Annotated in this window: 24 protein-coding genes; 15 read left to right on the forward strand and 9 right to left on the reverse strand. The window is 45.3% G+C overall.

Annotation, left to right across the window (positions count from 1 at the left end):
• Positions 1–2: 2 nt before the first annotated feature.
• A complete protein-coding gene (gene rhlB, locus K5L93_RS10900) occupies positions 3–1,289 on the reverse strand; it encodes an ATP-dependent RNA helicase RhlB (protein WP_220719867.1) in 1,287 nt (428 codons plus the stop codon).
• A 346-nt stretch (positions 1,290–1,635) separates the two neighbouring features.
• Between rhlB and trxA the strand changes: the two genes are divergently transcribed.
• The 6 genes from trxA to fre all read left to right on the forward strand — a co-directional run bounded on the left by trxA (position 1,636) and on the right by fre (position 6,837).
• Positions 1,636–1,962: a thioredoxin TrxA gene (gene trxA / locus K5L93_RS10905; protein ID WP_220719868.1), complete on the forward strand. Its 327-nt coding sequence runs from the start codon at positions 1,636–1,638 to the stop codon at positions 1,960–1,962.
• 200 nt (positions 1,963–2,162) lie between these two features.
• A complete protein-coding gene (gene rho, locus K5L93_RS10910; RefSeq protein WP_220719869.1) occupies positions 2,163–3,428 on the forward strand; it encodes a transcription termination factor Rho in 1,266 nt (421 codons plus the stop codon).
• A 38-nt stretch (positions 3,429–3,466) separates the two neighbouring features.
• Positions 3,467–4,369 carry a hypothetical protein gene (locus K5L93_RS10915; RefSeq protein WP_220719870.1) on the forward strand — a complete coding sequence of 301 codons (903 nt, stop codon included), beginning with the start codon at positions 3,467–3,469 and terminating at the stop codon, positions 4,367–4,369.
• Positions 4,370–4,398: 29 nt separating this feature from the next.
• Positions 4,399–5,865 carry a 4-hydroxy-3-polyprenylbenzoate decarboxylase gene (ubiD, locus tag K5L93_RS10920; RefSeq protein ID WP_220719871.1) on the forward strand — a complete coding sequence of 489 codons (1,467 nt, stop codon included), beginning with the start codon at positions 4,399–4,401 and terminating at the stop codon, positions 5,863–5,865.
• Positions 5,865–6,137, forward strand: coding sequence for a 2Fe-2S iron-sulfur cluster-binding protein (locus tag K5L93_RS10925; RefSeq protein ID WP_220719872.1), 273 nt, complete (start codon positions 5,865–5,867; stop codon positions 6,135–6,137). The genes ubiD and K5L93_RS10925 overlap by 1 nt, the downstream gene beginning before the upstream one ends.
• 4 nt (positions 6,138–6,141) lie before the next feature.
• Entirely contained in the window at positions 6,142–6,837 is a 696-nt protein-coding gene (fre, locus tag K5L93_RS10930; RefSeq protein WP_220719873.1) for an NAD(P)H-flavin reductase, read from the forward strand.
• A gap of 63 nt (positions 6,838–6,900) precedes the next feature.
• Here the strand turns inward: fre and K5L93_RS10935 are convergent, their stop codons facing one another.
• From K5L93_RS10935 to hemC, 4 genes are read right to left on the reverse strand one after another with little or no spacing between them, the layout of a single operon-like run.
• Positions 6,901–8,070 (reverse strand): heme biosynthesis HemY N-terminal domain-containing protein, encoded by a 1,170-nt coding sequence (locus tag K5L93_RS10935; RefSeq protein WP_220719874.1) that lies wholly within the window; start codon positions 8,068–8,070, stop codon positions 6,901–6,903.
• Positions 8,070–9,245, reverse strand: a complete 1,176-nt coding sequence (locus K5L93_RS10940; RefSeq protein ID WP_220719875.1) for a uroporphyrinogen-III C-methyltransferase — start codon at positions 9,243–9,245, stop codon at positions 8,070–8,072. Before K5L93_RS10940 ends, K5L93_RS10935 begins: the two co-directional genes overlap by 1 nt.
• Entirely contained in the window at positions 9,232–9,999 is a 768-nt protein-coding gene (locus tag K5L93_RS10945; protein WP_220719876.1) for a uroporphyrinogen-III synthase, read from the reverse strand. Before K5L93_RS10945 ends, K5L93_RS10940 begins: the two co-directional genes overlap by 14 nt.
• Before the next feature lie 9 nt (positions 10,000–10,008).
• Entirely contained in the window at positions 10,009–10,935 is a 927-nt protein-coding gene (hemC, locus tag K5L93_RS10950) for a hydroxymethylbilane synthase (protein WP_373869974.1), read from the reverse strand.
• Positions 10,936–11,188: 253 nt separating this feature from the next.
• Between hemC and K5L93_RS10955 the strand changes: the two genes are divergently transcribed.
• Positions 11,189–13,663 (forward strand): class I adenylate cyclase, encoded by a 2,475-nt coding sequence (locus K5L93_RS10955; RefSeq protein ID WP_220719878.1) that lies wholly within the window; start codon positions 11,189–11,191, stop codon positions 13,661–13,663.
• A 126-nt stretch (positions 13,664–13,789) separates the two neighbouring features.
• Here K5L93_RS10955 and cyaY read toward each other — a convergent pair whose 3' ends face one another.
• On the reverse strand, positions 13,790–14,113 hold the full coding sequence (gene cyaY, locus K5L93_RS10960; RefSeq protein ID WP_343212557.1) for an iron donor protein CyaY: 324 nt from the start codon (positions 14,111–14,113) through the stop codon (positions 13,790–13,792).
• 74 nt (positions 14,114–14,187) lie between these two features.
• Between cyaY and lptM the strand changes: the two genes are divergently transcribed.
• Genes lptM through uvrD form a run of 7 tightly spaced genes read left to right on the forward strand, consistent with a single transcriptional unit; the run spans position 14,188 to position 20,962 of the window.
• Positions 14,188–14,316 carry an LPS translocon maturation chaperone LptM gene (gene lptM, locus K5L93_RS10965; RefSeq protein WP_016400069.1) on the forward strand — a complete coding sequence of 43 codons (129 nt, stop codon included), beginning with the start codon at positions 14,188–14,190 and terminating at the stop codon, positions 14,314–14,316.
• 28 nt (positions 14,317–14,344) lie between these two features.
• Positions 14,345–15,598, forward strand: coding sequence for a diaminopimelate decarboxylase (lysA, locus tag K5L93_RS10970; RefSeq protein WP_220719879.1), 1,254 nt, complete (start codon positions 14,345–14,347; stop codon positions 15,596–15,598).
• Between the two features lie 4 nt (positions 15,599–15,602).
• Positions 15,603–16,433 carry a diaminopimelate epimerase gene (dapF, locus tag K5L93_RS10975; protein WP_220719880.1) on the forward strand — a complete coding sequence of 277 codons (831 nt, stop codon included), beginning with the start codon at positions 15,603–15,605 and terminating at the stop codon, positions 16,431–16,433.
• The gene (locus K5L93_RS10980; RefSeq protein ID WP_220719881.1) at positions 16,430–17,131 is read left to right on the forward strand and encodes a DUF484 family protein; all 702 of its coding nucleotides are present in this window, start codon (positions 16,430–16,432) and stop codon (positions 17,129–17,131) included. Before dapF ends, K5L93_RS10980 begins: the two co-directional genes overlap by 4 nt.
• A 6-nt stretch (positions 17,132–17,137) precedes the next feature.
• Positions 17,138–18,034, forward strand: a complete 897-nt coding sequence (xerC, locus tag K5L93_RS10985; RefSeq protein WP_220719882.1) for a tyrosine recombinase XerC — start codon at positions 17,138–17,140, stop codon at positions 18,032–18,034.
• Positions 18,035–18,754 carry an HAD-IA family hydrolase gene (locus K5L93_RS10990; RefSeq protein ID WP_220719883.1) on the forward strand — a complete coding sequence of 240 codons (720 nt, stop codon included), beginning with the start codon at positions 18,035–18,037 and terminating at the stop codon, positions 18,752–18,754.
• A gap of 33 nt (positions 18,755–18,787) precedes the next feature.
• Entirely contained in the window at positions 18,788–20,962 is a 2,175-nt protein-coding gene (gene uvrD, locus K5L93_RS10995; RefSeq protein WP_220719884.1) for a DNA helicase II, read from the forward strand.
• A 196-nt stretch (positions 20,963–21,158) separates the two neighbouring features.
• Here uvrD and rarD read toward each other — a convergent pair whose 3' ends face one another.
• The 3 genes from rarD to K5L93_RS11010 all read right to left on the reverse strand — a co-directional run bounded on the left by rarD (position 21,159) and on the right by K5L93_RS11010 (position 23,331).
• On the reverse strand, positions 21,159–22,058 hold the full coding sequence (rarD, locus tag K5L93_RS11000) for an EamA family transporter RarD (RefSeq protein ID WP_220719885.1): 900 nt from the start codon (positions 22,056–22,058) through the stop codon (positions 21,159–21,161).
• An 89-nt stretch (positions 22,059–22,147) separates the two neighbouring features.
• Positions 22,148–22,744: an AbiTii domain-containing protein gene (locus K5L93_RS11005; protein WP_220719886.1), complete on the reverse strand. Its 597-nt coding sequence runs from the start codon at positions 22,742–22,744 to the stop codon at positions 22,148–22,150.
• 122 nt (positions 22,745–22,866) lie between these two features.
• Entirely contained in the window at positions 22,867–23,331 is a 465-nt protein-coding gene (locus tag K5L93_RS11010) for a thioesterase family protein (RefSeq protein ID WP_220719887.1), read from the reverse strand.
• 139 nt (positions 23,332–23,470) lie between these two features.
• Between K5L93_RS11010 and recQ the strand changes: the two genes are divergently transcribed.
• Positions 23,471–25,258, forward strand: coding sequence for a DNA helicase RecQ (gene recQ / locus K5L93_RS11015; protein ID WP_220719888.1), 1,788 nt, complete (start codon positions 23,471–23,473; stop codon positions 25,256–25,258).
• The last annotated feature ends 17 nt before the right edge of the window (positions 25,259–25,275 follow it).

Consider the following 25,275-nt stretch of genomic DNA (forward strand, 5'->3'; position numbering starts at 1 on the left):
GCTTAGTGACGCTGGCGTCGCTGATTAGAGTGACCGCTATTACTGCGGTTGTTATTCCGACTGTTGCCACGGTTATTCCCTTTGGCACGATGAATCCGCTGCGCCTTGGGTAAATCACGCATCAAGGCTTCCGAATCGTATTGGCTAACCGGTACTGGGTGTTTAATGTATTCTTCAATGGCTGGTAAATTAAATACATATTCTTCACAAGCTAAGCTGATGGCATGGCCACTTTCACCCGCTCGACCAGTTCGGCCAATACGGTGCACGTAATCCTCAGCATCGTCAGGTAAGTCATAGTTGAAGACATGCGTTACTAACGGAATATGTAAGCCTCGGGCTGCAACGTCGGTTGCGACTAATATGTCGAGTTTACCTTCGGTGAATTGTTCAAGTATCTGCACTCGCTTTCGCTGAGGAATATCACCCGTTAACAAGCCAACTCGATGATTGTCGGCACTTAGGTGACCCCAAATATCTTCACAACGGTGTTTGGTGTTAGCAAAAATAATGGCGCGTTCTGGCCACTCTTCTTCTATTAGGGTTTGCAATAAGGCCATTTTGTCGTCGTTAGACGGATAAAAAAGCTCTTCTTGAATGCGAGCGCCTGTCATTTGTTCAGGCTCAACAATAACGTGTTCAGGTTCGTTCATGTGCTCAAAAGCCAACTCTTTAACTTTGAAAGATAAGGTGGCGGAGAACAGCATATTTAAACGCGCTTTTGGTTCTGGCATACGGCGCATTAAGTAACGAATGTCTTTAATGAAGCCAAGGTCAAACATGCGATCCGCTTCATCTAATACCATAGCCTGTACGGCATTTAGGCTGAATGCACCTTGTTTGAAGTAGTCGATCATTCGTCCGGTTGTCCCGATAAGAATGTCTACACCTTCATCTAAGGTAGCACGTTGGCTTGCGTAACCTTCACCACCGTATACTAGACCCAATTTTAGGCCGGTGGCTTTAGCTAGCAAACGCGCATCGTTATGGATCTGTATTGCTAGCTCGCGAGTTGGCGCGAGAATAATTGCCCGAGGTTGATTTTGTTGGCGCGTTTCAGGCACGGCTGTGGTTAACAGGTGATTAAACGTGGCCACTAAAAAGGCTAAAGTTTTCCCCGTACCTGTTTGAGCTTGGCCTGCAATATCTTTACCTTTAGTTAAGATAGGGAGGCTTTGCGCTTGGATAGGGGTACAATTGTGATAGCCGTGCTGCTCTAAGGCTGTTAATACCTTATCTTGCAGTCCTAACTCGGCAAATCTAAGTTCAGTTAAATGTGTTTTGCTCATTGCGTAAGCATATCACAGCTAAGTGGCACTACCAGCACCCATTCTTAGTAAATGTGTTGAGTTGTTAGGTGCTGCGATCTTTGCAGTCAGTATTCGCGCCCAATTGGCTGTATTTATATGGAAATAAGCGGGAGCTGGCTGTAATTATAAAGTCAAATTCCCTTTCTAAATTTAGTGCCGTTCGGCTAGCGCTTAATTAAGATGAGCGAATAGTGGCTACTACTTATGTTAATTGGTAGTAGCTTAGATTTCCTTGGAATGAGCTTAGGCTTGCATTCATTGGTCGGATCATTTCAAATAGTCATGAAATTATCGAGACAGATAACATAGAATTTTGGAGTATTAAATGAGCGATAAATTAGTTCAGCTGAGCGACGACAGCTTCGAGGCAGACGTACTAAACTCAAGCACACCAGTATTAGTAGATTTCTGGGCTGAATGGTGTGGACCTTGTAAAATGATTGCACCTATCCTTGACGAAGTTGCTGAAGAATATGATGGCAAAGTAGTGGTAGGTAAGCTAAACATCGACCAAAACGCTGGTACACCGCCAAAGTTTGGTATTCGCGGAATTCCAACGTTACTGCTGTTTAAAGACGGTAAAGTAGCTGCTACTAAGGTTGGCGCACTATCAAAAGCCCAATTAACAGCGTTTTTAGACGAAAACCTGTAGTAACAATGTGAGCAGGTCGACATTCGTTGCCTGCTTTTGCTGGATCTTTCTCCATATTAGTGCTAATTTTATTTTCGAATTTTCCTACGCCCGTAACTAAAGGTTACCTCTTGGCCGACTAAACAGTCGAGTAAGCTTCTCTACTATACCTAACTCATGCTGCTGTCAGCCTACTTCGATAAAAATTGAAACTCACCATTATGAATTTAACTGAGCTAAAAAACACCCCCGTCCATGAACTGATTACGCTAGGCGAATCAATGGGCTTAGAAAATCTAGCCCGCTTACGCAAGCAAGACATTATCTTCTCGATCTTAAAGGCTCACGCAAAAAGCGGCGAAGCCATTTTTGGTCATGGTGTGCTGGAGATTTTGCAAGATGGCTTTGGATTTCTGCGTAGCGCCGACAGCTCGTACTTGGCTGGTCCGGACGATATTTATGTTTCTCCAAGTCAAATACGTCGATTTAACTTGCGTACCGGTGACACGGTAGAAGGTAAGATCCGTCCACCTAAAGAAGGTGAACGTTACTTTGCATTGTTAAAAATTGGCCAAGTTAATCACGACAAGCCAGAAAACTCGCGCAACAAAATCTTGTTTGAAAACCTTACTCCGCTGCACGCCAACGATCGTTTGCGTATGGAGCGTGGTAACGGTGCGACTGAAGACATTACCGCTCGTGTACTTGATTTAGCCTCACCAATTGGTAAAGGTCAGCGTGGTTTGATTGTTGCTCCGCCAAAAGCGGGTAAAACCATGTTGCTGCAAAACATTGCGCAAAATGTGGCATTTAATCACCCTGAGTGTGAATTAATCGTTTTGCTAATTGATGAGCGTCCGGAAGAAGTAACCGAGATGCAGCGCTTGGTTCGTGGTGAAGTAATTGCTTCTACCTTTGACGAGCCTGCTAGCCGTCACGTGCAAGTGGCTGAAATGGTAATTGAAAAGGCCAAGCGTTTAGTTGAACACAAGAAAGATGTAATCATCTTGCTAGATTCTATTACTCGTTTAGCGCGTGCCTACAACACAGTAATACCTTCGTCAGGTAAGGTTCTTACAGGTGGTGTTGATGCTAATGCTTTACATCGTCCAAAGCGTTTCTTTGGTGCGGCCCGTAACGTTGAAGAAGGTGGCAGCTTAACCATTATTGCTACTGCGCTTGTAGATACAGGTTCGAAGATGGACGAAGTTATTTACGAAGAGTTTAAGGGCACCGGCAACATGGAGCTGCACTTAAGCCGTAAGATTGCCGAGAAGCGCGTATACCCCGCTATCGACATTAACCGTTCCGGCACGCGCCGTGAAGAGCTATTAACCAACGCTGACGAACTGCAAAAAATGTGGATTTTGCGCAAGATTGTTCATCCTATGGATGAAACTGGCGCCATGGAGTTCTTAATTGATAAATTGGCAATGACCAAGACCAATGATGAATTCTTTGACGCGATGAAAGCGCAGAAGAAGTAAGTTAAAACTGGCCGTTAATTCGGCCAGTTTCGTTTTGGATGATGAGACGCTTACTGCTACTTCTTGGGCTATTATTTCACCTGTCTGCTCAAGCGGAGCAGCAAGGCCCTAACCCGCCCTCGCAACCGCTTTATCAAGATGTGCCGCTAATGATTTTGCAGCGCAGTGTTGATGCCTTAATGCAAAATCAACCCGCTTGGGTGATAGATCTACTGCCTTATTTACGACCTCATGACCGAGAAGCCTTGCTTTTTGAAAGCCTGCGTTACTTGCATCAAAATAAACATATTCCAGATCAAACCCTAAAAAACTGGTTACTAGAACTGGCTTCCGAGCGACCAACGGTGCGCGAAGCTGCAGTAATTGACGGTTATGAAGTTATTCGCCCTAGTTTTGACTACCCAGCTCTGGCGCGAAGTTTAATTCTTAATAAAGTATCAGCAGAGCGCTCACAGCTTTATTTAAGTGAACTGTTGCGTGATGAATTTCAATGGTCATTGATCTTTAGAAAAAACAATCCGTTATTATTGACGCAACAGCTGGACGTGATGCGAGCTTTTAGGCAGTTAAATCCAGAACAACTTGAATATGTAAAACATACTATGCCTAGCCGTTTGTATTTCCCAGATAATAACGTGCGAGTTGCTATGGCAATAGGTATTGGTAGTGATGAAGCCTTGGCAGAAGTACTGAGCTTGCCAATGGACCAATATAGTGTGTCCTTGCTTGAATGGCTTATTCAGCAGCTACCGGCAGAGCGTGCATACAAATTGCTGCGTGGAGCAGCAGATAATCCAGAACTGTTGTATTTTTCATACAGTGCTATAGCCCGTTTGGGTCGAGTATATCCTCCTGCTGCCCAGTTTATTTTGGCGCAGTTTAGAGAGTCAGAACACCAAGAGTTGGCTGCAATGGTAATGATTGAGATGCAGTCTCAATAATTCCGTCAGCCAAAAACCAGGTTATTACAATGAAATATAAAGACTTGAGAGATTTCATTGATTTGTTAGAGCAACGTGGAGAGCTCAAACGAATCAGCCTAGAAGTATCTACCGAACTGGAAATGACAGAGATTTGCGACCGAACCCTAAAAGCCGGTGGTCCAGCCTTATTGTTTGAGAACGTTAAAGGCCACTCAATGCCAGTATTAGGTAACTTGTTTGGTACCCCAGAGCGCGTAGCTTTGGGCATGGGCCAAGAGTCTGTGTCTGCCTTACGCGAAGTTGGAACTTGGTTATCTTATCTAAAAGAGCCTGAGCCGCCTAAAGGGCTAAAAGAGTTATGGGAAAAACTGCCTATATTTAAGCAAGTGCTTAATATGCCCACTAAAAAGCTACGTTCTGCGCCTTGCCAAGAAATTGTATGGAGTGGTGATGAGGTGAACTTAGACAAGTTGCCGATTCAGCACTGTTGGCCAGGTGATATAGCACCGTTGGTTACTTGGGGCTTAACTATTACCCGAGGCCCTTATAAAAAGCGCCAGAACCTAGGTATTTATCGCCAGCAAAAACTAGCTAAGAATAAGCTTATCATGCGTTGGTTATCGCACCGTGGCGGTGCTATTGATTTTCGCGAGTTCCAAGAACTCAATCCCGGAAAACCCTATCCAGTGTCGGTGGCCTTGGGCGCCGATCCCGCAACCATTCTAGGAGCCGTGACGCCAGTCCCCGATACCCTATCGGAATATGCTTTTGCCGGTTTATTGCGAGGTGGTAGAACCGAAACGGTTAAATGTATAAGTAATGACTTAGAAGTGCCAGCCAGCGCTGAAATAGTTTTGGAAGGGTATTTAGAGCCCAATGAAACGGCGCCAGAAGGCCCTTATGGTGACCACACCGGTTACTACAATGAAGTTGATGAGTTTCCGGTATTCACTATTACTCATATTACCATGCGTAAAGATCCTATTTACCACAGTACTTATACCGGTCGTCCGCCTGACGAACCAGCTGTGTTGGGCGTTGCTTTGAACGAAGTTTTTGTGCCAATTTTGCAAAAGCAGTTTCCAGAGATTGTGGATTTTTACTTGCCACCAGAAGGCTGTTCTTACCGTATGGCGGTGGTCACCATTAAAAAACAATACCCGGGGCATGCTAAACGGGTGATGTTAGGGGTATGGTCTTTCTTGCGACAGTTTATGTACACCAAGTTTGTCATTGTTTGTGATGATGATATCAACGCCCGCTCTTGGCAGGATGTAATATGGGCTATTACTACCCGAATGGACCCAGCACGCGATACTACGTTGATCGATCATACCCCTATCGATTACTTAGATTTTGCATCACCAGTCTCAGGTTTAGGCTCAAAAATGGGCATGGATGCAACCAATAAATGGCCCGGTGAAACTAACCGAGAATGGGGCGAAGTAATTGAAATGGCACCAGAAGTGAAACAGCGTGTAGATAGTATATGGGAGCAATTAGGCATAGATTAATGGCCAACAAGTATCGAGTAACATTAGCGCAGCAAGTATTTAGTGTTGGGCCTCAGCAAAGTATTCTTGAAGCCGCTTTAGCGCAGGGCATTGATTGGCCACATCGATGCCGTCAAGGTGCTTGCTGTAGTTGCTTAGCCCGGTGTAAATCCGGTGAGATTATTTACCATGGAATGGCGCCAATGCTAAGTGAAGCCGAACGAGCCAAAGGTTGGTTTTTAGCTTGCTTAGCCAGTGCAAAATCAGATTTGAATATAAGTTTAGAAGGGTGAAAGTATGAAGCGCATTAGTTGTAAGGTTGCATCGGTCTCGCCGATTTTAGATGATATTTTTAATGTAGAATTACAACCTGAAGAGAGCCAGAGCTTTGTGGCTGGTCAGTATCTGCAAATTGTTATGGCGGAAGATGATAAACGACCGTTTTCATTAGCCAGTTCACCCGAGCAAAGCGATGTACTAGAGTTGCATATTGGTGCCCCTGAAGGGAATCCCTATGCTAGGCAGGTAATTGATAAATTAAAGAAAAGTGGTGAAATCGAAATTGAAATGCCATTTGGCAATGCCGGCTTTGATGAAACTAGTCAACGACCAATTCTGATTATGGTGGGCGGCACCGGTTTCTCTTATGCTAAATCGATCGTTGAACATCTTGTTGATACCGAGCAAGACCGCGAAATTTATTTGTATTGGGGCGGGCGTAACTTAGGCGGCTTATATCTGCATGAGTTGGCCTACCAATGGGACGAGTTAGATCAGCTTAAGTTTGTGCCGGTACTTGAGCAAGCAATGCCGCAATGGACGGGGAAAAAGGGCTTAGTGCATGAAGCTGTGCTAGAAGACTTCCCCGATATGAGTGGTCTAGAAGTATATATTGCTGGACGGTTTGAGATGGCAGATGTGGCCCGTACTGCGTTTACTAAGCAGGGCTTGCCGATTGAACAATTACATGGCGATGCTTACGAATTTATTTAAGTGTTCTGTTTGAACCAAAAAGGCGAGCTAAGCTCGCCTTTTTTCGTTTTTAGTTTTAGTGTTTTAAATAGCCAGTGCCTGACGGTAGTAATGAATTGCCTGCTCGGGGTCATCGAGTTGGCGGTGTACCTCGGCTAAACCTTGATAACACTCTGCACTTGGCGCTAGTTTCATGCTTTCTTCAAACAGCGCTTTTGCTTCTTCCCATTGTTGTTGTTGCAGGTGTAACTGAGCAATTAAACGCAATAAAGCGGCATTTTCTGGGTGCTTACGACGTAAACCTAAGAGCTGTTGTAATAACGGATGTGAATCGCTGAGGTGTAACTCACCCGCAACATCCAATAACTCACTATCAAGGTTTCGGTTAATTAGATCACCAAGTAATTGATAAGCTGCAGCATTATCGCCGGCGCTAATTAGGGCTCGGCAAGCAGCTGCAGCAATGGCCATCTGTTTTTTTTGTTTACGCGGCATACCATTCCAGTGCTGGGCTACGGCTTCAGAGCCTTGGCTATTGGCCAGTTCTAAAAACAAGCTTTTGTAGGCACTAGACAGCTGCGTTTGATAATAGTTGTTGTCGATTAAGCCAGCTTTTAGCGCTAATGGAAGTAAATCGATATAGCGTTGCCAAAGGCTAAGCTCAGGAAGAATAGTTAGTAACATGCGTTTTACTGCATCTTGCTTGAGGTTTTCATGCGGCAGTTGCTCAATACTGGTTAACGCCGCACTGTAGTTTTGTTGTTTAAGCTGCAAGCGTGCTTGAGTGATTAATACTGCGGCGTCGTTATGGGTGATGCGGGTTGCTTGCTCGAGATATTTATCACGTTTTTTGTCTTGCCCCTGCTCTTGGGCTGCTTCAGCTGCGGTTAAGTAATTTAGTGCTGGAGCATCGCTTAAATTGGCTGCTTTGCTAACTAACTTTTCCGCATTTTGATAATCGCCACGCATCATTGCCAACATACCTTGTTGGGTATGGCTATTGGCTTTTTGCTTACGACGGTTGCCCCACCAAGTCCCACTGCGGGAGAAACCTAACCATAACCACCGAGCGAACCATAGGCTGAATAGCAATACACAGAAGCAAATAAAGCTAAGGAATAATGCACTGGTGACCGACATTTCAATGGTGTAATTATCAAAGGCAATTAGTACGTAGCCTTTGTTGCCCGCTAATTGCGGGCCTAGCGCTAAACCCAGCGCTAGACACATTAAAAGAACGATGATTTTAACCATTACTCAGCTCCTTCTAGGGAAGGCAATAAGCGTTGCTGGCGCTCTTTAATCGCTTGTTCGGCAGCATCTAGGCTGCTTAGTTGTTCAGGCAGTTTATCGACAATTTCTAGTTGTTGTAGCTGCTTTAAGTCTTCAATCATTGCTTTAGCTTGGGTATTTTGAATAAAAAATTCTCCCACCCATTGTTCGGCGCGCTGCAATTTGGCTTTAAATAGTTCGCCTTGCGAGCGGAACAATGCTTGCTCGGCTTGTTGTAATTGAAGTTTTAAGTTTTCTTTTAAGTACCAAGCGTGCTTCGGTTCTATTAGCGCTTCTACCTGGCCATCGCGGCGGCGCACTGTAATAAAGTTTTCGCTAAACTTACGCCAGCTTTTGGCTAAATTATCTTGCCAGTCGGCGCTATCAGTACTCAGTTGATTGTCTTTCTCTGCTACCGCTTCTGGCAGTTCAATTTCCGCTAGTTGTAGGTTTTCCGCTTGTTGGAATATGCCTTCTAGGCGAAATGCAATGCCTTCTTTATCTACTCGTGGAATGCTTTTTAGTAGTTGTATATCGGCATTGATGGCGCGGCGTAGTGGCAATAAGTGTGGGTCTTCAGCGTTGTTTATACTGTTGTCGGCCTCAATGAGCAGGGCAATGGCAGTGACAGGATCTTGCTCTAACCATAATTTGTATGCAGCCAATTGCAATAAGTAATTTGCTTCGTTGAGTCGCCAATGATTAGCATCTTTAATATTCAGTAAGGCGAGTTGGCGTTCAATGGCTTTGCGGTGTTGTTCGGTTAATTCTAGTTGAGCTTGTAAAGCTGCCATTATTTGGTTATGCCCAGATATGTCTTGTGACAACTCTTTTATCTGATTGCTGTTGCTAGCTTGTGCACTGAGTAAGTTTTGCTCTTTGGCTTGTAAAGTGGTTTTTAATAATTGTAGCTGAGTATCTGCATGCTCCCTAAATTGATGCCCATGCCAATATAAACCTGAGGCAATGGATAGGCTGAGAATAATCGCAATAATTGCCAATATCTTTGCTAGTTTGTCGCCGTTGGCGGGAGCTGATGGGGTGTTGCTAGGGAGAGGCGTAGCGGTAGCGTTGCTGGTTGTTTGTTCTTTAGCACTGCTAGAATCGCTCATGTCGGTAGCCTTTGTTTGACTATCTGATTGTTTATTTTTGGTCATTTTCATTCCTTGCCGATGACTGGATTCGCGCTAACACGTCGATGCAAGCCTTATCTGATGCGCCGTCGCACAAAACTGTATGCTTGAAACCTAAGCTGTTTGCATATTCAAGCAAACGCTGACTGGGTACCAATAGCGTAGTGTTTTTTAACCACCTTAGCTGTTTTGGTTCACTCATAAGGGTAGTAAGGTGTTTCAAAATTTCACCACTTGTTGCCACAATAGTGTTGATCTGTGACTGCCATTGATCAAGTTGTTGTGAAGAATAGTGCAGTATATGGCGTTGATAACAAGTCAGATAGTTAACCTCAATGGCTTGTTTTTGTAGTTGTTCAGCGAGCCATTCTCGGCCTTGCTGCCCTCGCAGGATATGCGCCTGCTGGATGTCTTGCAATTGGGTTTCAATGAGTTCAAGCATGCCTTCGCTGTCTTGGCGCACAGGGATCTTGGCGTTTACCCCATATTGCTGCCAACACTCAGCGGTGGCTTTACCTACCGCTAAATACTGGCAGTTTTGTGGCCAACTAAGGGCGTGTTCAGCAAGATAAGATTGGCAAGCTTCAACGGCATATTGGCTAACAGCAATGATTAAGTGTTGCTGGTTAACGGTTTTAACTAGTGCTGGTAAATCCCCGATTTGCTCACTGGCAGTTATCTTAACCATGGGCGCAGCAATGGCTTGATAGCCATTGGCGTGTAACATGCTTACGCAACGTTGATTATGCGGCTCGGGCCGCGTTACAAGTACCTGCACCGCTACCTCTTACTGTTGTTGGTAAACCGCCTTAAGGATCGGTTCAGCCCCCGCATCTAACAGCTGTTCTGCAAGTTGCAAACCAAGCTGTTCCGCTTGTTGGCTGCTGCCAGTAATGTGTTTCTCTATCACGGTGGAGCCGTCAACGGCACCCACTAAACCGCGAACAAATAATTGATCATCTTTAAGCTCTGCGTAGCAGCCAATAGGCACTTGGCAGCCGCCTTCTAAACGGCGGTTCATCGCCCGTTCAGCAGTCACTCGAGCTGCCGTTGCTGAGTGATTTAAAGGGGCAAGTAATGCAAGTAAGGCTTGGTCGTCGCTACGACACTCTATGCCTACAGCGCCTTGGCCCCCAGCAGGTAAAATTTGCTCAGGTTCGATATAGGCTTTAATGCGGTCTTGCATCTCTAGGCGCAACAAACCCGCGCTGGCTAAGATGATTGCGTCATACTCACCGGCATCTAGTTTGGCTAATCGGGTATTAACATTGCCGCGCAAATCTTTGATTTGAATATCTGGGCGTTGCGCCTTTAGTTGGCATTGACGGCGTAAGCTAGAAGTACCCACTACCGCACCTTCGGGTAAGTCTGCAAGGTTTTGGTAATTGTTGCTGACAAAGGCATCGCGTGGATCTTCGCGCTGGCAAATGCAGTGCAAGCCTAAACCTTCGGGAAATTCCATCGGCACATCCTTCATCGAATGCACTGCAATATCGGCCAAACCTTCCAACATTGCTACTTCCAGCTCTTTAATGAACAGCCCCTTACCACCAATTTTGGCTAGAGGGGTGTCGAGTATTTTGTCGCCTTTGGTGCTCATTGGCAGAAGTTCTACTTCAATGCTTGGGTGATGACGCTCTAACTCAGCTTTCACAAAATAGGCTTGCCACATGGCTAATGGACTTTTGCGCGTGGCAATTCTGACTTTATTCACAAACACTTACCTCTTTTATTTATCCAGAGATAGTATCACCAGTTAGTTTATAGCCCAAGTAAGCATTATTGGCTTTAAAATAGCCAAAAGTTTGTTTTAGCTTAGGTATTTGCATAGAGAATTTGCTTAAAATATACCCACTAAAAGTGTGCGTATCTGTTTACCACTATTATACTAACTGTTAAGATGATCACACTTTAGTGATGTCTAAATTACATTAAATACAAACGCGTTAAAGCTAGGTAACTTAAACTTGCGAGATACAATTGCCTCTCTGTTAGAGAAGGCTACCCAATTCAATCAACACCGGAAGCAGCTAGCATTGCAAACTATGCCAGCTGCTGTGCAGCAGGTATTTGAACTACTGCCTTCGATGTTGCATTACTCGCACCCTTGTATTCCTGGCTTTATTGAAGGCGATGTACCCAGCGGTGTATGCCAGTTTGCGCCAAGTGCCCGCCATGGTATTTACTTACAGCAGCACTTTTTATGTAGTCCTGAAGAACCTGAACATTGCGACATTCTTGGTTTGTATTCTATGGGCAGTACTGCCACAGTGGGTCAAACAGAATCTAGTGATTTGGATATTTGGGTATGTCACAACACCGATTTAGCGCCCGAGCGGGTTGTTTTATTGGCAGAAAAGTGTGAGCAAATTTCCTCTTGGGCTGCCCATCAGGGCGTTGAGCTTAACTTCTTCATGGTGCAGGAGAACCAGTTTAAAACCGGTTCTATTAGCGAATTGTCGAAAGACAATTGCGGCAGTGCCCAGCACCTTCTGTTACTTGATGAGTTTTATCGCACAGCTCTACCACTAGCGGGTAAGCAGCTGGTGTGGTTTGCGGTACCTAGTGACTTAGAGCAAAGTTATGACAGTTTTGTGCAGCAGCAATTTGAGCTAGGTGTATTTAATCATGAGCAATGGCTCGATTTAGGCGGTTTAGATACCATTCCTGCTGAAGAGTATTTTGGCTCAGGTTTATGGCAGCTATATAAGGGTATTGATTCGCCCTATAAAGCGGTACTTAAAACCATGTTGATGGAAGCCTATTCTGCAGACTATCCAAAGCCTAGCCTACTAGCGGTAGAAGCTAAGCGTTTGATGCAACAGGGCGAAGCGTTTAGTTTGGAGCAAGACGCCTACTATTTGATGCTTACTAAGGTTACCCAATACCTTGAATCTATCGAAGACTTTGCTCGCCTCGATTTAGTGCGTCGTTGTTTCTATTTGAAAAACTGTGAATGTAGCCCGCTGCCTAGTGACCTGTTGGATGTTCGCTCGCTTACTTGGCAACAGCGTTTTATTGCTAAGCTGGTTAAACAGTGGAAATGGCCACAACAAAAAATTGAGCATTTAAATTTGCGCCGTGCTTGGAAGGTGCAAGATGTGCGGTTAGCCCACAGCGAATTACTTGATGCGCTGATGCTAAGCTATCGCAACCTAATTCGCTTTGCTCGCCGTAACGACATTAGTGAGTCAATTAACCCAGAAGATATCGGCATTTTATCGCGTAAACTCTACGCTGCCTTTGAAAGCTTGCCTGGTAAAGTTACTCTAATTAACCCGCAGATTTCTCCCGATCTATCAGAAGCTAATCTTAGTTTTATTTATGTAGGTAAGGGGCGTAGTTGCGCCGAAGGCTGGTATTTGTATAAGCAGCCATTAACGGGCCTAGCCATTGTTGGGCAGCAACCTTTAGAGCATGCAACCTATATTTCTAAGTTATTGGCGTGGAGTTATTTCAATCAGCTTAAAACTGACCAAACCCAGCTGAGTTTGCATACTCATCCGGGCGATTTAAATTTAGCTACGCTTAATCAATTTGCCGAAGATTTACGTCGCGCCTTTCCAGTAAACGTAGATGCAGCCAGTAACTTAGCTTTAACTCGACCTTGTGAAATTCGCCATCTTGGGGTGTTTATTAATCTTGAAAAAGATCCCACCGCTAACTGGGGTGGCAAGGTGATTGAGTTTGATGCCATTTCTACCGATGTATTTAGTTTTGGTCGAGACTCCGATTGCCTAGTAGGTTCGGTCGATTTGGTTTATCGCAATACTTGGAACGAAATTAGAACGCTGCATTTCTCGGGTGATAGTGCAGTGGTAGATGCGCTGACTACCATATTGGGCAAGATGCACCGCGACGCAAATATCCCCGAACACATTGATGTATTTTGTTATAGCGAAAACCTGCCTGAGCAAATCGGGGCTAACTTTAAGCAACTACTGGTCGAGAGCATTAAAAGCCGTTTGCAGCCTTTGGATAAACGGATAGTCAAAACTATTGTATTGGGTAGCGAGAAATACGGTTTGTTTATTGAAGACCGTGGCGTATCGGTGAAAAAGCTAGAGAATGGCGTAGAATTTTACCGCCAGCTTTCAAACAATAAATTGCAACGTTTGCCCTTGCAGTTAAATGCTGGTAATACCAAAAAAGTGCCTAATGTTGTAGAAGCGCATGCCAGTGAAGGTTTGGTTCAGTACTTCTTTGAAAACCTCACGACCGGTTTCAATATTTACATTGTAGATGAGCATAATCGCATCGAAATGTATCAAGATTTTGAAGGCAGTAAAGAAGAATTGGTGCAGGGCATTAACCGTTTTTACACCTCTTCTCGCGAGCAATATGGTACCCGTCATGAAGTGGTGAATTTCAATTTGCCGCAGTTTTACGACATTGTTGCTGTAGATGGTCAGTGGCAGGTTGAGTCTTACCGCAGTAGCTAAAGGTTTTTCTTCCTTCTTTATAAAAAGCCTAATACTAACTTGCCGCTATCCCTAAACCTAAACATAACAATCCTGCTGTCGTCTATGGCTAGTGGCAAGTTGATCTTATTGCTGTAGCGCCTGCTACTAGAAGCTCAGTTCTTCACCGCTTTGCTTGGTGATTGACTCCACCAACAGGCTCCAAAACTCGTTACCGCTTCTATTACATATCCATTGCTGTTCGGCTTCATGCCACTCAAAGTGGTAGCCGCCAAACTTAGTGGCTAACCAAAGCTGATGCAAAGGCTCTTGTTTGTTAATCACCATTTTACTGCGGTTTTCAAACTCAAGTGTTAGCACGCCACCATTGATGTCACACTCAATATCGAAGTCGTCACTGTCCATGGTTTGCTCGATACGTTCAAAGGCATCATCTACTAGCTGGTGATATTGGCTATCATTCATCACAATCATCCTGTCCTATTGCTTTTCTTGCTTCGAATGCGGATTATAGAGGGCATTCAAAAAAGAATCATGGCTTAATCATGAACAAACAAGCAATTGCCGTTATTTTGCTAAGCATCGGCCTAAGTGGATGTGGTCAAAAAGGACCTTTAGTCCACCCGCCAGCCGAGCCAGAGAGCGCTCCCGAGCAAGTAACGCCAAGCGAGTAAGCAACGCAACACAATTAAGGACAGATCATTGGATTTTTTTAGTTATCAAAACGAGCTCTTACATGCAGAACAATGCTCGGTAGCTGATTTAGCAAGTACTTATGGTACGCCTCTATACGTATATTCGCGCGCCACTATTGAGCGTCATTGGAAGGCTTTTGATAAAGCGGCGGGCGAACGTCCACATTTGATCTGTTATGCAGTAAAAGCTAACTCTAACCTGGCAGTATTGAACATTATGGCTCGCATGGGTTCGGGTTTTGATATTGTCTCAGGCGGCGAATTAGCCCGAGTGATTGAAGCGGGTGGCGACCCAAGTAAAGTTGTGTTCTCTGGTGTGGCAAAAACCGAAGCCGAAATCGCTGATGCACTTAATCACGGCATTCACTGTTTCAATGTTGAGTCTGAGCCAGAGCTAGACCGTATTAGTCGCGTGGCTCAAAGCCTTGGCAAACAAGCGCCAATTTCTTTACGTATTAATCCAGATATCGACGCGGGTACTCACCCTTATATTTCTACTGGCCTTAAAGAAAATAAATTTGGCATCGCCATTGAGCGTGCTCTTGAAGCTTACGCTTATGCGGCCAGTTTACCGGGCTTGAAGTTAGTTGGTGTAGATTGTCATATTGGCTCTCAGCTCACTGAGATTTCTCCTTTTGTAGAAGCCATTGATAAGTTGCTAGCTCTCATCGATCAATTAGCCGAGCAAGGTATTGTGATTGAGCACCTAGACGTAGGTGGTGGATTAGGCGTTAATTACGATGATGAAGTACCGCCAGAGCCTGCCGATTACGCCAGTGCGTTAGCCGAGCGTTTAGGTGATCGTAAACTCAAGTTATTGTTTGAGCCTGGTCGTGCAATCATGGCCAATGCTGGCATCTTGGTCTCTAAAGTTGAGTTCCTAAAAATGTCGGAGAGTAAAAACTTCGCCATTGTTGATGCCGCAATGAATGACTTATTGCGCCCTGCCTTATACAGCGCTTGGCAGCGAATTGTCCCTGTTATTAACAAGCCGGAACTGGCTATGGCCAGCTACGATGTAGTGGGACCAGTTTGTGAAACCGGCGACTTTTTGGGTAAAGATCGAGAGTTAGCCATCGAACCTAATGATTACATTGCAGTGCGCTCTGCCGGAGCCTACGGTTTTACCATGAGCTCTAATTACAACTCGCGTTGTCGTGCCGCTGAAGTCATGGTGGACGGCGATAAGGCTCACTTAATACGTGAGCGAGAGGTTCTAGCATCACTTTGGGCCGGCGAAACGCTGCTGCCTGAAGGATAAGCCAATGCTAGTAAACTTTACTAAAATGCACGGTTTGGGAAATGACTTTGTGGTTATCGACAATGTCACTCAAAACGTGTTTTTTAACCAAGAAGTGATTAGCCGTTTGGCTGATCGCAACTTTGGTATTGGCTTCGATCAGTTTTTGGTGGTTGAGCCACCTTACGATCCAGAATTAGATTTTCACTACCGTATTTTTAATGCTGATGGCAGTGAAGTAGAGCAGTGTGGCAATGGCGCACGTTGCTTTGCCCGTTTTGTTGTAAACAAAGGGCTAACCAATAAACGCAGTATTGGCGTAAGCACTAAGTCTGGCAAAATCGTTTTGCATATCGAGAACGACGGCCAGGTGACAGTGAATATGGGGGTGCCAGAGTTTGAGCCGAGCAGAATTCCGTTCAAAGCTAAAAAAGCCGAAAAAACCTATATTTTGCGTGATGAAGAGCAAACTGTATTTGCTGGCGTTGTTTCAATGGGCAATCCTCATTGTGTTTTGGAAGTAGACGACATCAGCCAAGCGCCACTAGAAACCTTGGGGATGCGCTTAGAAAAACACGAGCGTTTTCCACAAAAAGTGAATGTGGGTTTTAGTCAAATTATCGACGACAAAAACATTAAGCTGCGGGTATTTGAACGTGGTGTTGGTGAAACCCTTGCTTGTGGTACTGGTGCGTGTGCCGCCATGGTGGTGGGGCGTCAGCAAGGTAAGTTAGCAGAAACAGTAAATGTAGACTTGCCCGGTGGGCGTTTGCGTATTCAATGGGCTGGAGAGGGTAAACCGGTGAAAATGACCGGACCAGCAACAATGGTTTTTGACGGTCAGGTGCATATATGAGTGAATTCGACCTATCCCAGCCGCTGCTAATCGATGAAAGCTTGGTAGTCGAGTTTCTGCTCGACAATCCAGACTTCTTTGCGCGTCATCCTAACTTGATTAAGCAGCTGCGTTTACCGCACAAAGAAAAAGGCGCGGTGTCTTTGGTCGAGCTTCAGGTCCAGCGATTGCGTGACAAGGTGCTGAGCTTAGAGCAAGAAATCACCGATCTAATGAGTGTGGCTAGCCTCAATGAGCGTATTTACCATGTTTATGTAGATTTATTGCCAGACTTAATGGCTTGTGATTCGTTTGCCGAGTTACAACATCGCTTAAGTCGAGCATTGGTGGATGACCTTGGTGTAGAGCGTGTATCACTGCGCTTAAGCCACCAGTTCAACTTAGAAGATCTTTCTCCGGAATATGGCTTAGAGAAAGAGCAGATTGAGCGAGTAAGAGTGACACGCTTAAGCCAGCAGCCACATTACTTTGGCCGTATGACCAAGGGTGAGCTGGAGTTGTTATTTGATAACACCGACGACATTGCTTCGGTAGCACTAATGCCTTTGGGCAATAACGCAGAGCTGGGCTTTTTTGTGGCCGCTAGCCGTGACGCCGACCATTATGTAGCGGGCATGGACAGTTTATTGCTTACTCAGCTTTGTCAGGTTATCAGCAGTTTGTTATTACGATTAGTTCCGCTTCAGTCAGAGCAGTAAAATCTGATGATGCAGGATGATATAGAACGCTTCCTTCACTATTTAGAAGTGGAGCGTCGCTACAGCCCTGCCACTATAAGCTCTTACCAACGAAGTTTATTACAACAAAGTAAACTGCTAGAAAATCTAGGCTGTAGTTCATGGCCTGAGGTGACCAGCGCCAAGGTGCGTAGTGTATTACTTAAGCTTAAAACCAGTGGTTTATCGGCACGATCCATGGCCAATAAACTGTCAGCTTTACGCAGTTTCTTCAATTATTTACTTCAGCAACAAAAAGTAAGCCTTAATCCGGTCGCTGGCGTTTCTGCACCCAAACAAAACAAGCCCTTACCCAAGAACCTTGATGTTGATTCACTTAACCAACTGCTTTCAATGCAGGGAGATGATTTAGTCGCTAGCCGAGATTTGGCGATGATGGAATTGTTTTATGCCAGCGGTATGCGTTTAGCCGAGTTAGTAAGTCTAAACGTACAAGATATCGACTTTAAGCAGCGGCAGGTAATTGTTACCGGTAAAGGCAATAAGCAGCGTTGGGTGCCTTTTGGCAGCAAAGCGGAGCAGGCCCTCAAACACTGGCTTAAACAACGCCGACTATTGGTGATGGATGAAGAAGAGCCAGCACTATTTGTGAGCGTAAGGCAGCAGCGAATTAGTCATCGTACCGTGCAAAAACGTTTGCAGCATTGGGCGCAACAAATGCAGTTATCTAGTACCTTGCATCCACATAAATTGCGCCATTCTTTTGCAACCCATTTGTTAGAAAGCAGTGGAGATTTGCGGGTGGTTCAAGAGTTATTGGGTCATGCTAACCTTGCCACCACTCAAGTGTATACCCATCTTGATTTTACCCATCTAGCCACCAGTTACGATGCCGCCCACCCGCGCGCAAAACGTAAATCTTAAGTGAGTGATTCCATGATTTTCTATCGAAGTTGGTCGCCAGTACAGGCTTTGTCTTTTGATTTAGACGATACCCTTTATGATAACTGGCCGTACATTAAGCGAGCCGAGCAATGGTTGACTGACTATCTCAAAGAGCAGGTACACGAGACTGCGCATCTTACGCTTAGTCAGTGGCAAGCTTACAAGCGACGGGTGATTAAGCGAGATCCGCGTTTAAAAGGGGATGTAAGTGCTTGCCGTGTAGCTTGGTTACACCTCGCTTTTACCGAACATGGCATGGCCGACAGTGAAGCTAGCCAGCTCGCTCAAGAGATCTTTCAACAGTTTTTAGCGGTGCGTAGTGATTTTGAGGTACCTGCAGAGAGCCTTGCTTTGTTGCAAGCCTTGGCGCAGCGTTACCGCTTAGTCGCCATAACTAACGGTAATGTTGATATTGCTAAAATTGGCTTAGGTGGATTATTTGAATTAGAGCTTAAAGCTGGCGGCCAATTTAGAGCTAAACCCGCAGCTGATATGTACCAGTTTGCTTGTCAGCAATTACAGCTTGCACCACAACAAATCGCTCACGTTGGCGACCATTGTATTACCGATGTAGCAGGCGCTACCAAAGCAGGCTACCGTTCCATTTGGTTAAATCAAAACAGCCAACAAGCGCGAAAACTACAAGCGCTTCCCGATATTGAAATAAGCCAACTGGCACAACTGCAACACCTGTTATAATATACAGGTGTTTTTACCCCTCAAGAGAATTCCATGGATATTTCCGAGCTGTTAGACGGCCTTAATGAAAAGCAGCGTGAAGCCGTTGCTGCGGCGCCAAGCAATATGTTACTTCTGGCCGGTGCCGGTAGTGGCAAAACACGGGTATTGGTGCATCGCATTGCATGGTTAATGCAGGTTGAGAATGTATCGCCGCTATCTATTCTGTCGGTAACCTTTACCAACAAAGCCGCGGCTGAAATGCGCTCGCGAGTAGAAAAACTGGTGGGCAGCCGCTTTCAAGGTATGTGGATGGGCACCTTCCACTCTTTAGCACATCGCTTATTGCGTGCGCATTATCGCGATGCCGGTTTACCAGAAGATTTTCAGATTATTGATTCCGACGATCAATATCGCCTGCTACGCCGTTTAATTAAAGCCATGAACTTAGATGAAAAGCAGTGGCCAGCCAAGCAAGTGCAATGGTATATCAATGCGCGCAAAGACGAGGGGCAGCGCGCCGAACATGTAGATTACAGTAATAATCCGATTGAGCGGCAGCAACTAGAAATTTATAAAGCCTATCAGCAGGCTTGTGATCGTTCCGGATTGGTGGATTTTGCCGAGCTATTGCTACGCGCTCACGAATTGTGGTTAAAACAGCCGCATATTTTGCAGCACTACCAACAGCGTTTTCGCCATATCTTGGTCGACGAGTTTCAAGATACCAACACCATTCAATATGCTTGGTTACGCATGTTGGTTACCGAGCATAATAACATCACCATCGTGGGTGATGATGACCAGTCTATTTATGGCTGGCGTGGTGCAAAAATCGAAAATATTCAAAGCTTTGAATTAGATGTGCCAAAGGTGAATACAATTCGCCTAGAGCAAAACTATCGAAGCAGCGCCAATATTCTTAAAGCCTCTAACCAGCTAATTGAAAATAACCAAGGGCGGATGGGCAAGAGTCTGTGGACCGATGACAAAGAAGGCGAGTTAATCTCGATTTACACCGCCTTTAATGACATCGATGAAGCGCGCTTTGTGGTAGCGCGTATTCAACAGCGAGTAGAACAACACGGCGCAAGTTTGGCAGATTGTGCCATTTTGTATCGTAATAATGCCCAGTCTCGGGTATTGGAAGAAGCCTTGATGCAAGAGCGTTTGGCCTATCGAATTTATGGCGGTTTACGCTTCTTCGAGCGCCAAGAAATTAAAGATGCGCTCGCCTACCTGCGATTAATTAGTAACCCCCATGATGACGCGTCCTTTGAGCGAGTGGTAAATACTCCAACCCGTGGCATTGGCCAACGTACTATTGAGCTGTTGCGTCAAGCTGCACGTGAGCAACAGCTTAGCTTGTGGCAGGCTGTAGACTATTGTTTGCAACAAAATGCCTTATCTGGCCGAGCAGCCAATGCGGTGAAGCAGTTTGTTGAGTTGCTAGGGCAATTAAAACTACAAACTCAAGAAATGGCCTTAGGTGAGCAATGCGATTACGTGATTAAAGGCTCTGGCTTATTGGCGATGTATCAAGCCGAGAAAGGTGAAAAGGCCCAAGCTCGAGTAGAAAACTTAGACGAACTGGTTACCGCTACTCAGCAGTTTGCCCAAATGGAAGAAGACCAAGATCTTTCTCCTTTGGTAGCCTTTTTATCTCATGCCGCCTTAGAAGCAGGCGACAATCAAGCAGAAGCCGATGAAGCAGCGGTGCAGTTAATGACCTTGCACAGCGCTAAAGGTTTGGAATTCCCAGTGGTGTTTTTGGTGGGCGTTGAAGAAGGCATGTTCCCAAGCCAGCAGTCGGCCGAAGAATCTGGTCGCTTGGAAGAAGAGCGCCGCCTTTGTTATGTAGGCATGACCCGTGCGATGGAAAAGCTTTACCTCTGTCATGCCGAAAGTCGCCGTTTGTGGGGCAAAGAAGTATTTCATCCTCCGTCGCGTTTTTTAAGAGAATTACCCAGCGAATGTTTGGACGAAGTACGCTTAAATACAGCGGTAAGCCGACCGGTTCAACAAGGGCGGTTTTCTTCGCAAGTTCAACAAGCCGCTTTTGATGATAGTGGCTTTAGCTTAGGCCAGCGTGTATCGCACCCTAAGTTTGGGGCAGGTATTGTGCTTAACTACGAAGGCTCTGGGCAGCAAAGTCGTGTGCAGGTGCAGTTTGAAGAAGCTGGCGCCAAATGGCTGGTATTGGCTTACGCCAGACTGGAAGCCATTTAATACCAATCGTACTAAATAACTGATCATTCTAACTGGTTAAAATACTCGATAACTGCGTTAGGATTTTTGATTGTAGAATAACTACTTATCGAAAAAATTCTGCCTTATTTTCGAGCATTTTTCCTGCGTTATTTCTGACCACTTACTTAGTGTGATTGGTATAACTAAGCCAACAATTAACGGTGAACCAAGCAGCCTAACTCGGCTGCTTTTTTTGTTTGCGTTTGTTACCAACAGCGTCCCAAGTAAATACCGCTAAACCCAACCAAATAAAGGCAAAGGTGAGCAATTTCATTGGCTCAAGCGGTTCACCATAAACGCTGGTGGCCAGCATAAACATCAGTGATGGGCCAATGTATTGAAAAAAGCCAATGGTTGATAAGCGTAAGCGGGTGGCTGCGGCTGCAAAACATAACAACGGCAGAGTTGTGACAATGCCTGCGCTAAGCAGTAGCGCATTTAAACCTAAACTGTTGTTAACTAAGTGACTGGTAGAAGAATCGGCAAATATCCACAAATACGCGGCGGCCAAAGGTAATAGCCATAGTGTTTCTACAAACAAACCCGGTAAAGCGCCCAAGTTAACTTTTTTGCGTAACAAGCCGTATAAACCAAAACTTACCGCTAGGCTGATTGCAATCCAAGGTAGGGAGCCATAGCTAATTACTTGAATTAATACACCAATCAAAGCCAAACCAATGGCAAGCCATTGAGCACGACGAAAACGTTCGCCCAAGAACAGCATGCCCAGTATCACGTTAAATAGTGGATTGATGTAATAGCCTAAACTGGCATCGAGCATACGATCGTTGTTCACTGCCCAAATAAAAATTAGCCAATTAATGCCAATTAGTACCGAGGTTAGTGCCAATATTGCCAATTGCTTGGGGTGCTTGATTACGGCGCTCACCGCCGACCACTGTTTACCTACGGCTAGCATCACCGCAACAAAAACGCAGGACCATAGCACCCGATGCGCTAAAATTTCGTATGCAGGTACAGCACTTAAGCTCTTAAAATAAATAGGGGCAAAACCCCACATAATGTACGCGGCGAGAGCAAACATAACGCCGTGTTTAGTGGCTTGATTAGGCATAAATAATGAAAAAGGAAGAAAAGTCAGGGTAGTGTATCAGGCAGGTGGTTAAGCAGCCATATATTAGCAGTCTAAGTTTTGTCAGCGAGCTAGACTGCCGAAGCGGCTTCGCAATATAGCTTGCTCCAAACTGTATGTAGTTGTGGTTCTGCTTGGCACAATGTGTCGATTTTCTGAATGATGGTTTTGCTCTGGCTATGTTGTGCTTCTAGCAACAGATGAAGCAGATGACCTAATACACCATGCACAAAACGTTCGTTTAAGGGCTCGTGATAGCTTTGCCAAGCTCGAACACAGCTATAGCCGGGAATAATGTCTTTCGCGTAGCTAGATAAAATGCGCATTGGCCAAGGGCGTTGAATCTCATCTTGAGTATTCAAACATTCTAGTAAGGGTTGTTGGATATGTAGGTAACGCAATAGGCAGCGATCGCGCTCGTTTAGGCAATCATCATGGATTTGTTCGAAATGCTGTAAGTCTTGCTCTGGCTTCTCAAAGATTCCTAGTTGCTTACATTCAACAATGCGGTAGTCGGGGAAGTGGGCAAAATCGCCATAACCTTCTAGCTCGTGTTCTAGCCATTGGTCCAAGTCTTCTAGCTGTATGTCGGCATTAATCTTTTTTACTTCTAGTAACACGCTATTTAAAGTATTGATTAACAAAGAGGAGCTGTAAGTTGTGCTCATTATTTTACTAGCCTGTGCCGCAGTCGATGTCCTAATTAAGTATAGCCCTAACTGAGTGGAAACCATCAACATTGAATTGATATTTCGACAAAAATTGTTTTTTTGATGGCAAGTTTGCTGCACTAACCTACTAAGTAAGTACCGGTGCCAAAGGCGATGTGAGTGCCTTCTTGATTATGCAGCTCCATACGTGCAACGGTAACCTTATTGCCGGAGCGGATTATCTCGGCAGTGGCGTAAAACACTTCACCAATACCTGGACGCAGGTAGTCGATGCGCAGATCAATGGTGCCGGTTTTGGAGATGCGCGCAGACAGCTCTTTACTGGATAGGTTTTCTAAGCGTTTTACTGCCGCTGCTGCTGCGGTCATTCCCCCGGCTACATCTAAAATGGTTGCGGTGGCGCCACCATGCAAGATGCCATGAATCGGATTGCCCACTAATTTGGGATCCATGGGTAGTTTTAGTTTTACTCCGGTCGCGCTGTAATCCACTAGTTCGATGCCAAGTAATTGATTAAAAGGCATTTGATTGATGAAGGTGTCGGCGATGGCTTGGCGCCACTTTTGTTGTCTTGGGCTGGTCATGCTGTATCCATACAAATTAAACGCTCGTTTAAATACTGTATAGCGAGAAAAGAATAAAGGCAAACCAAGACAAGCCGCCATAGCTTGATTACAATGTGCGACCGATTAGCCACACTCTGTTTTTGGATTTCTAGCCTTAATGCAACGCGCCCAGCAAGTTTTACAAGATGTATTTGGTTTTGCCGAGTTTAGAACTGGGCAGGCTGCGGTGATCGAGCGCTTGTTAGATAACAAAGATTGCTTGGCGATTATGCCAACCGGTGGCGGAAAATCACTGTGTTACCAGATCCCCGCGTTGGTTAAGCCGGGTTTAACCGTAGTGGTGTCGCCGCTTATCTCCTTAATGAAAGACCAAGTAGATAGCCTGCAACATAATGGTGTTAGCGCGGCGTATTTAAATTCAAGTTTAGAGCGTGAGCAGCAGTTTCAAATCTATCGTAGTTTGCAGCAGGGCGATTTAAAACTGTTATACATCTCTCCCGAGCGGTTGATCAATGGCGATTTAATTGAGCGCTTACAAGCGATGCCTTTGGCGATGTTTGCCATTGATGAAGCGCATTGTATTTCTCAGTGGGGGCACGATTTTCGGCCAGAATATAATGCCCTTGGTTGCTTAAAACAAAACTTTCCTAATGTGCCTTTAGTGGCCTTAACGGCTACCGCTGACGATACCACCCGCCAAGACATACTGCAGCGGCTTGGTTTGCCTGATGCCTTCACTCTAGTATCAAGTTTTGACCGACCGAATATTCGCTACACCCTACAAGAAAAGTATCGCCCGTGGCAGCAGCTTAGCGATTATGTAAAACGCCGTAAGGAAGATAGCGGCATTGTTTATTGCAGTAGCCGAAAACGGGTTGAAGAATTAGCCTTAAAACTTAGTGCAGAAGGTATTCGCAGTGCGGCTTATCATGCTGGTTTGCCGATCGAGCAGCGCCAATTAGTGCAAGAGCAATTCCAGCGTGATGAAGTAGAGGTAGTTGTGGCTACCGTTGCTTTTGGGATGGGCATTGATAAACCCAATGTACGCTATGTTTTTCACTATGATATTCCTCGTAACATAGAAGCCTACTATCAAGAAACCGGCCGTGCTGGCCGCGATGGTACCGAAGCCGAAGCGGTGTTTTTGTATGATCCCGCCGATGCCAACTGGGTAAGGCGAATGATCGATGAAAACGAAAATGAGCAACAGCGCCAGGTTGAGAGTCATAAGTTTAACGCTATTGTCGCCTTTGCCGAGGCGCAAACTTGTCGGCGTCAGGTATTGCTTAACTACTTTGGTGAATACCTCGCCAAGCCCTGTGGAAACTGTGATGTATGCTTAGATCCACCTAAGCAATATGATGGCTTACAAGATGCGCAAAAAGCCTTGTCTTGTGTCTATCGGCTTGGCCAGCGTTATGGTATTGGTTATGTGATTGAAGTGCTGCGTGGCAGCATGGGCCAGCGTATTTTAGAACAGGGCCATGATAAGCTTTCTACTCATGGTATTGGTAAAAGCGCCAGTCACGAGCATTGGATGAGTGTGCTACGTCAGCTTATTCATTTGGGTTTGTTGCAGCAAAACATTGCGCGTAGCTCGGTACTACAATTGACTGAAGCAGCACGACCATTTTTAAAAGGTGAGCAGCCCTTATCACTGGCTGTGCCGCGCTTAAATACCACTAAGCAAAGTAAAAAAGCCACCAGTTACGGTGTTTACGATAAACGATTATTCGCTTTGTTACGTAATTTAAGAAAGCGTTTAGCCGACGAAGAATCGGTGCCGCCGTTTGTGGTGTTTAACGACGCCACATTAATAGAAATGGCCCAGCAGCAGCCACAAACCCAGCACGAGATGTTAGCCATAAGTGGCGTTGGTTTGAAGAAGCTAGAACGCTACGGTTACCAGTTTTTAGGTTTAATCGACCAGTATCAGGCCAGTTAAGACGCCGCCCGATTTAA

The organism is Agarivorans litoreus, from assembly GCF_019649015.1.
Lineage (GTDB): Bacteria > Pseudomonadota > Gammaproteobacteria > Enterobacterales > Celerinatantimonadaceae > Agarivorans > Agarivorans litoreus.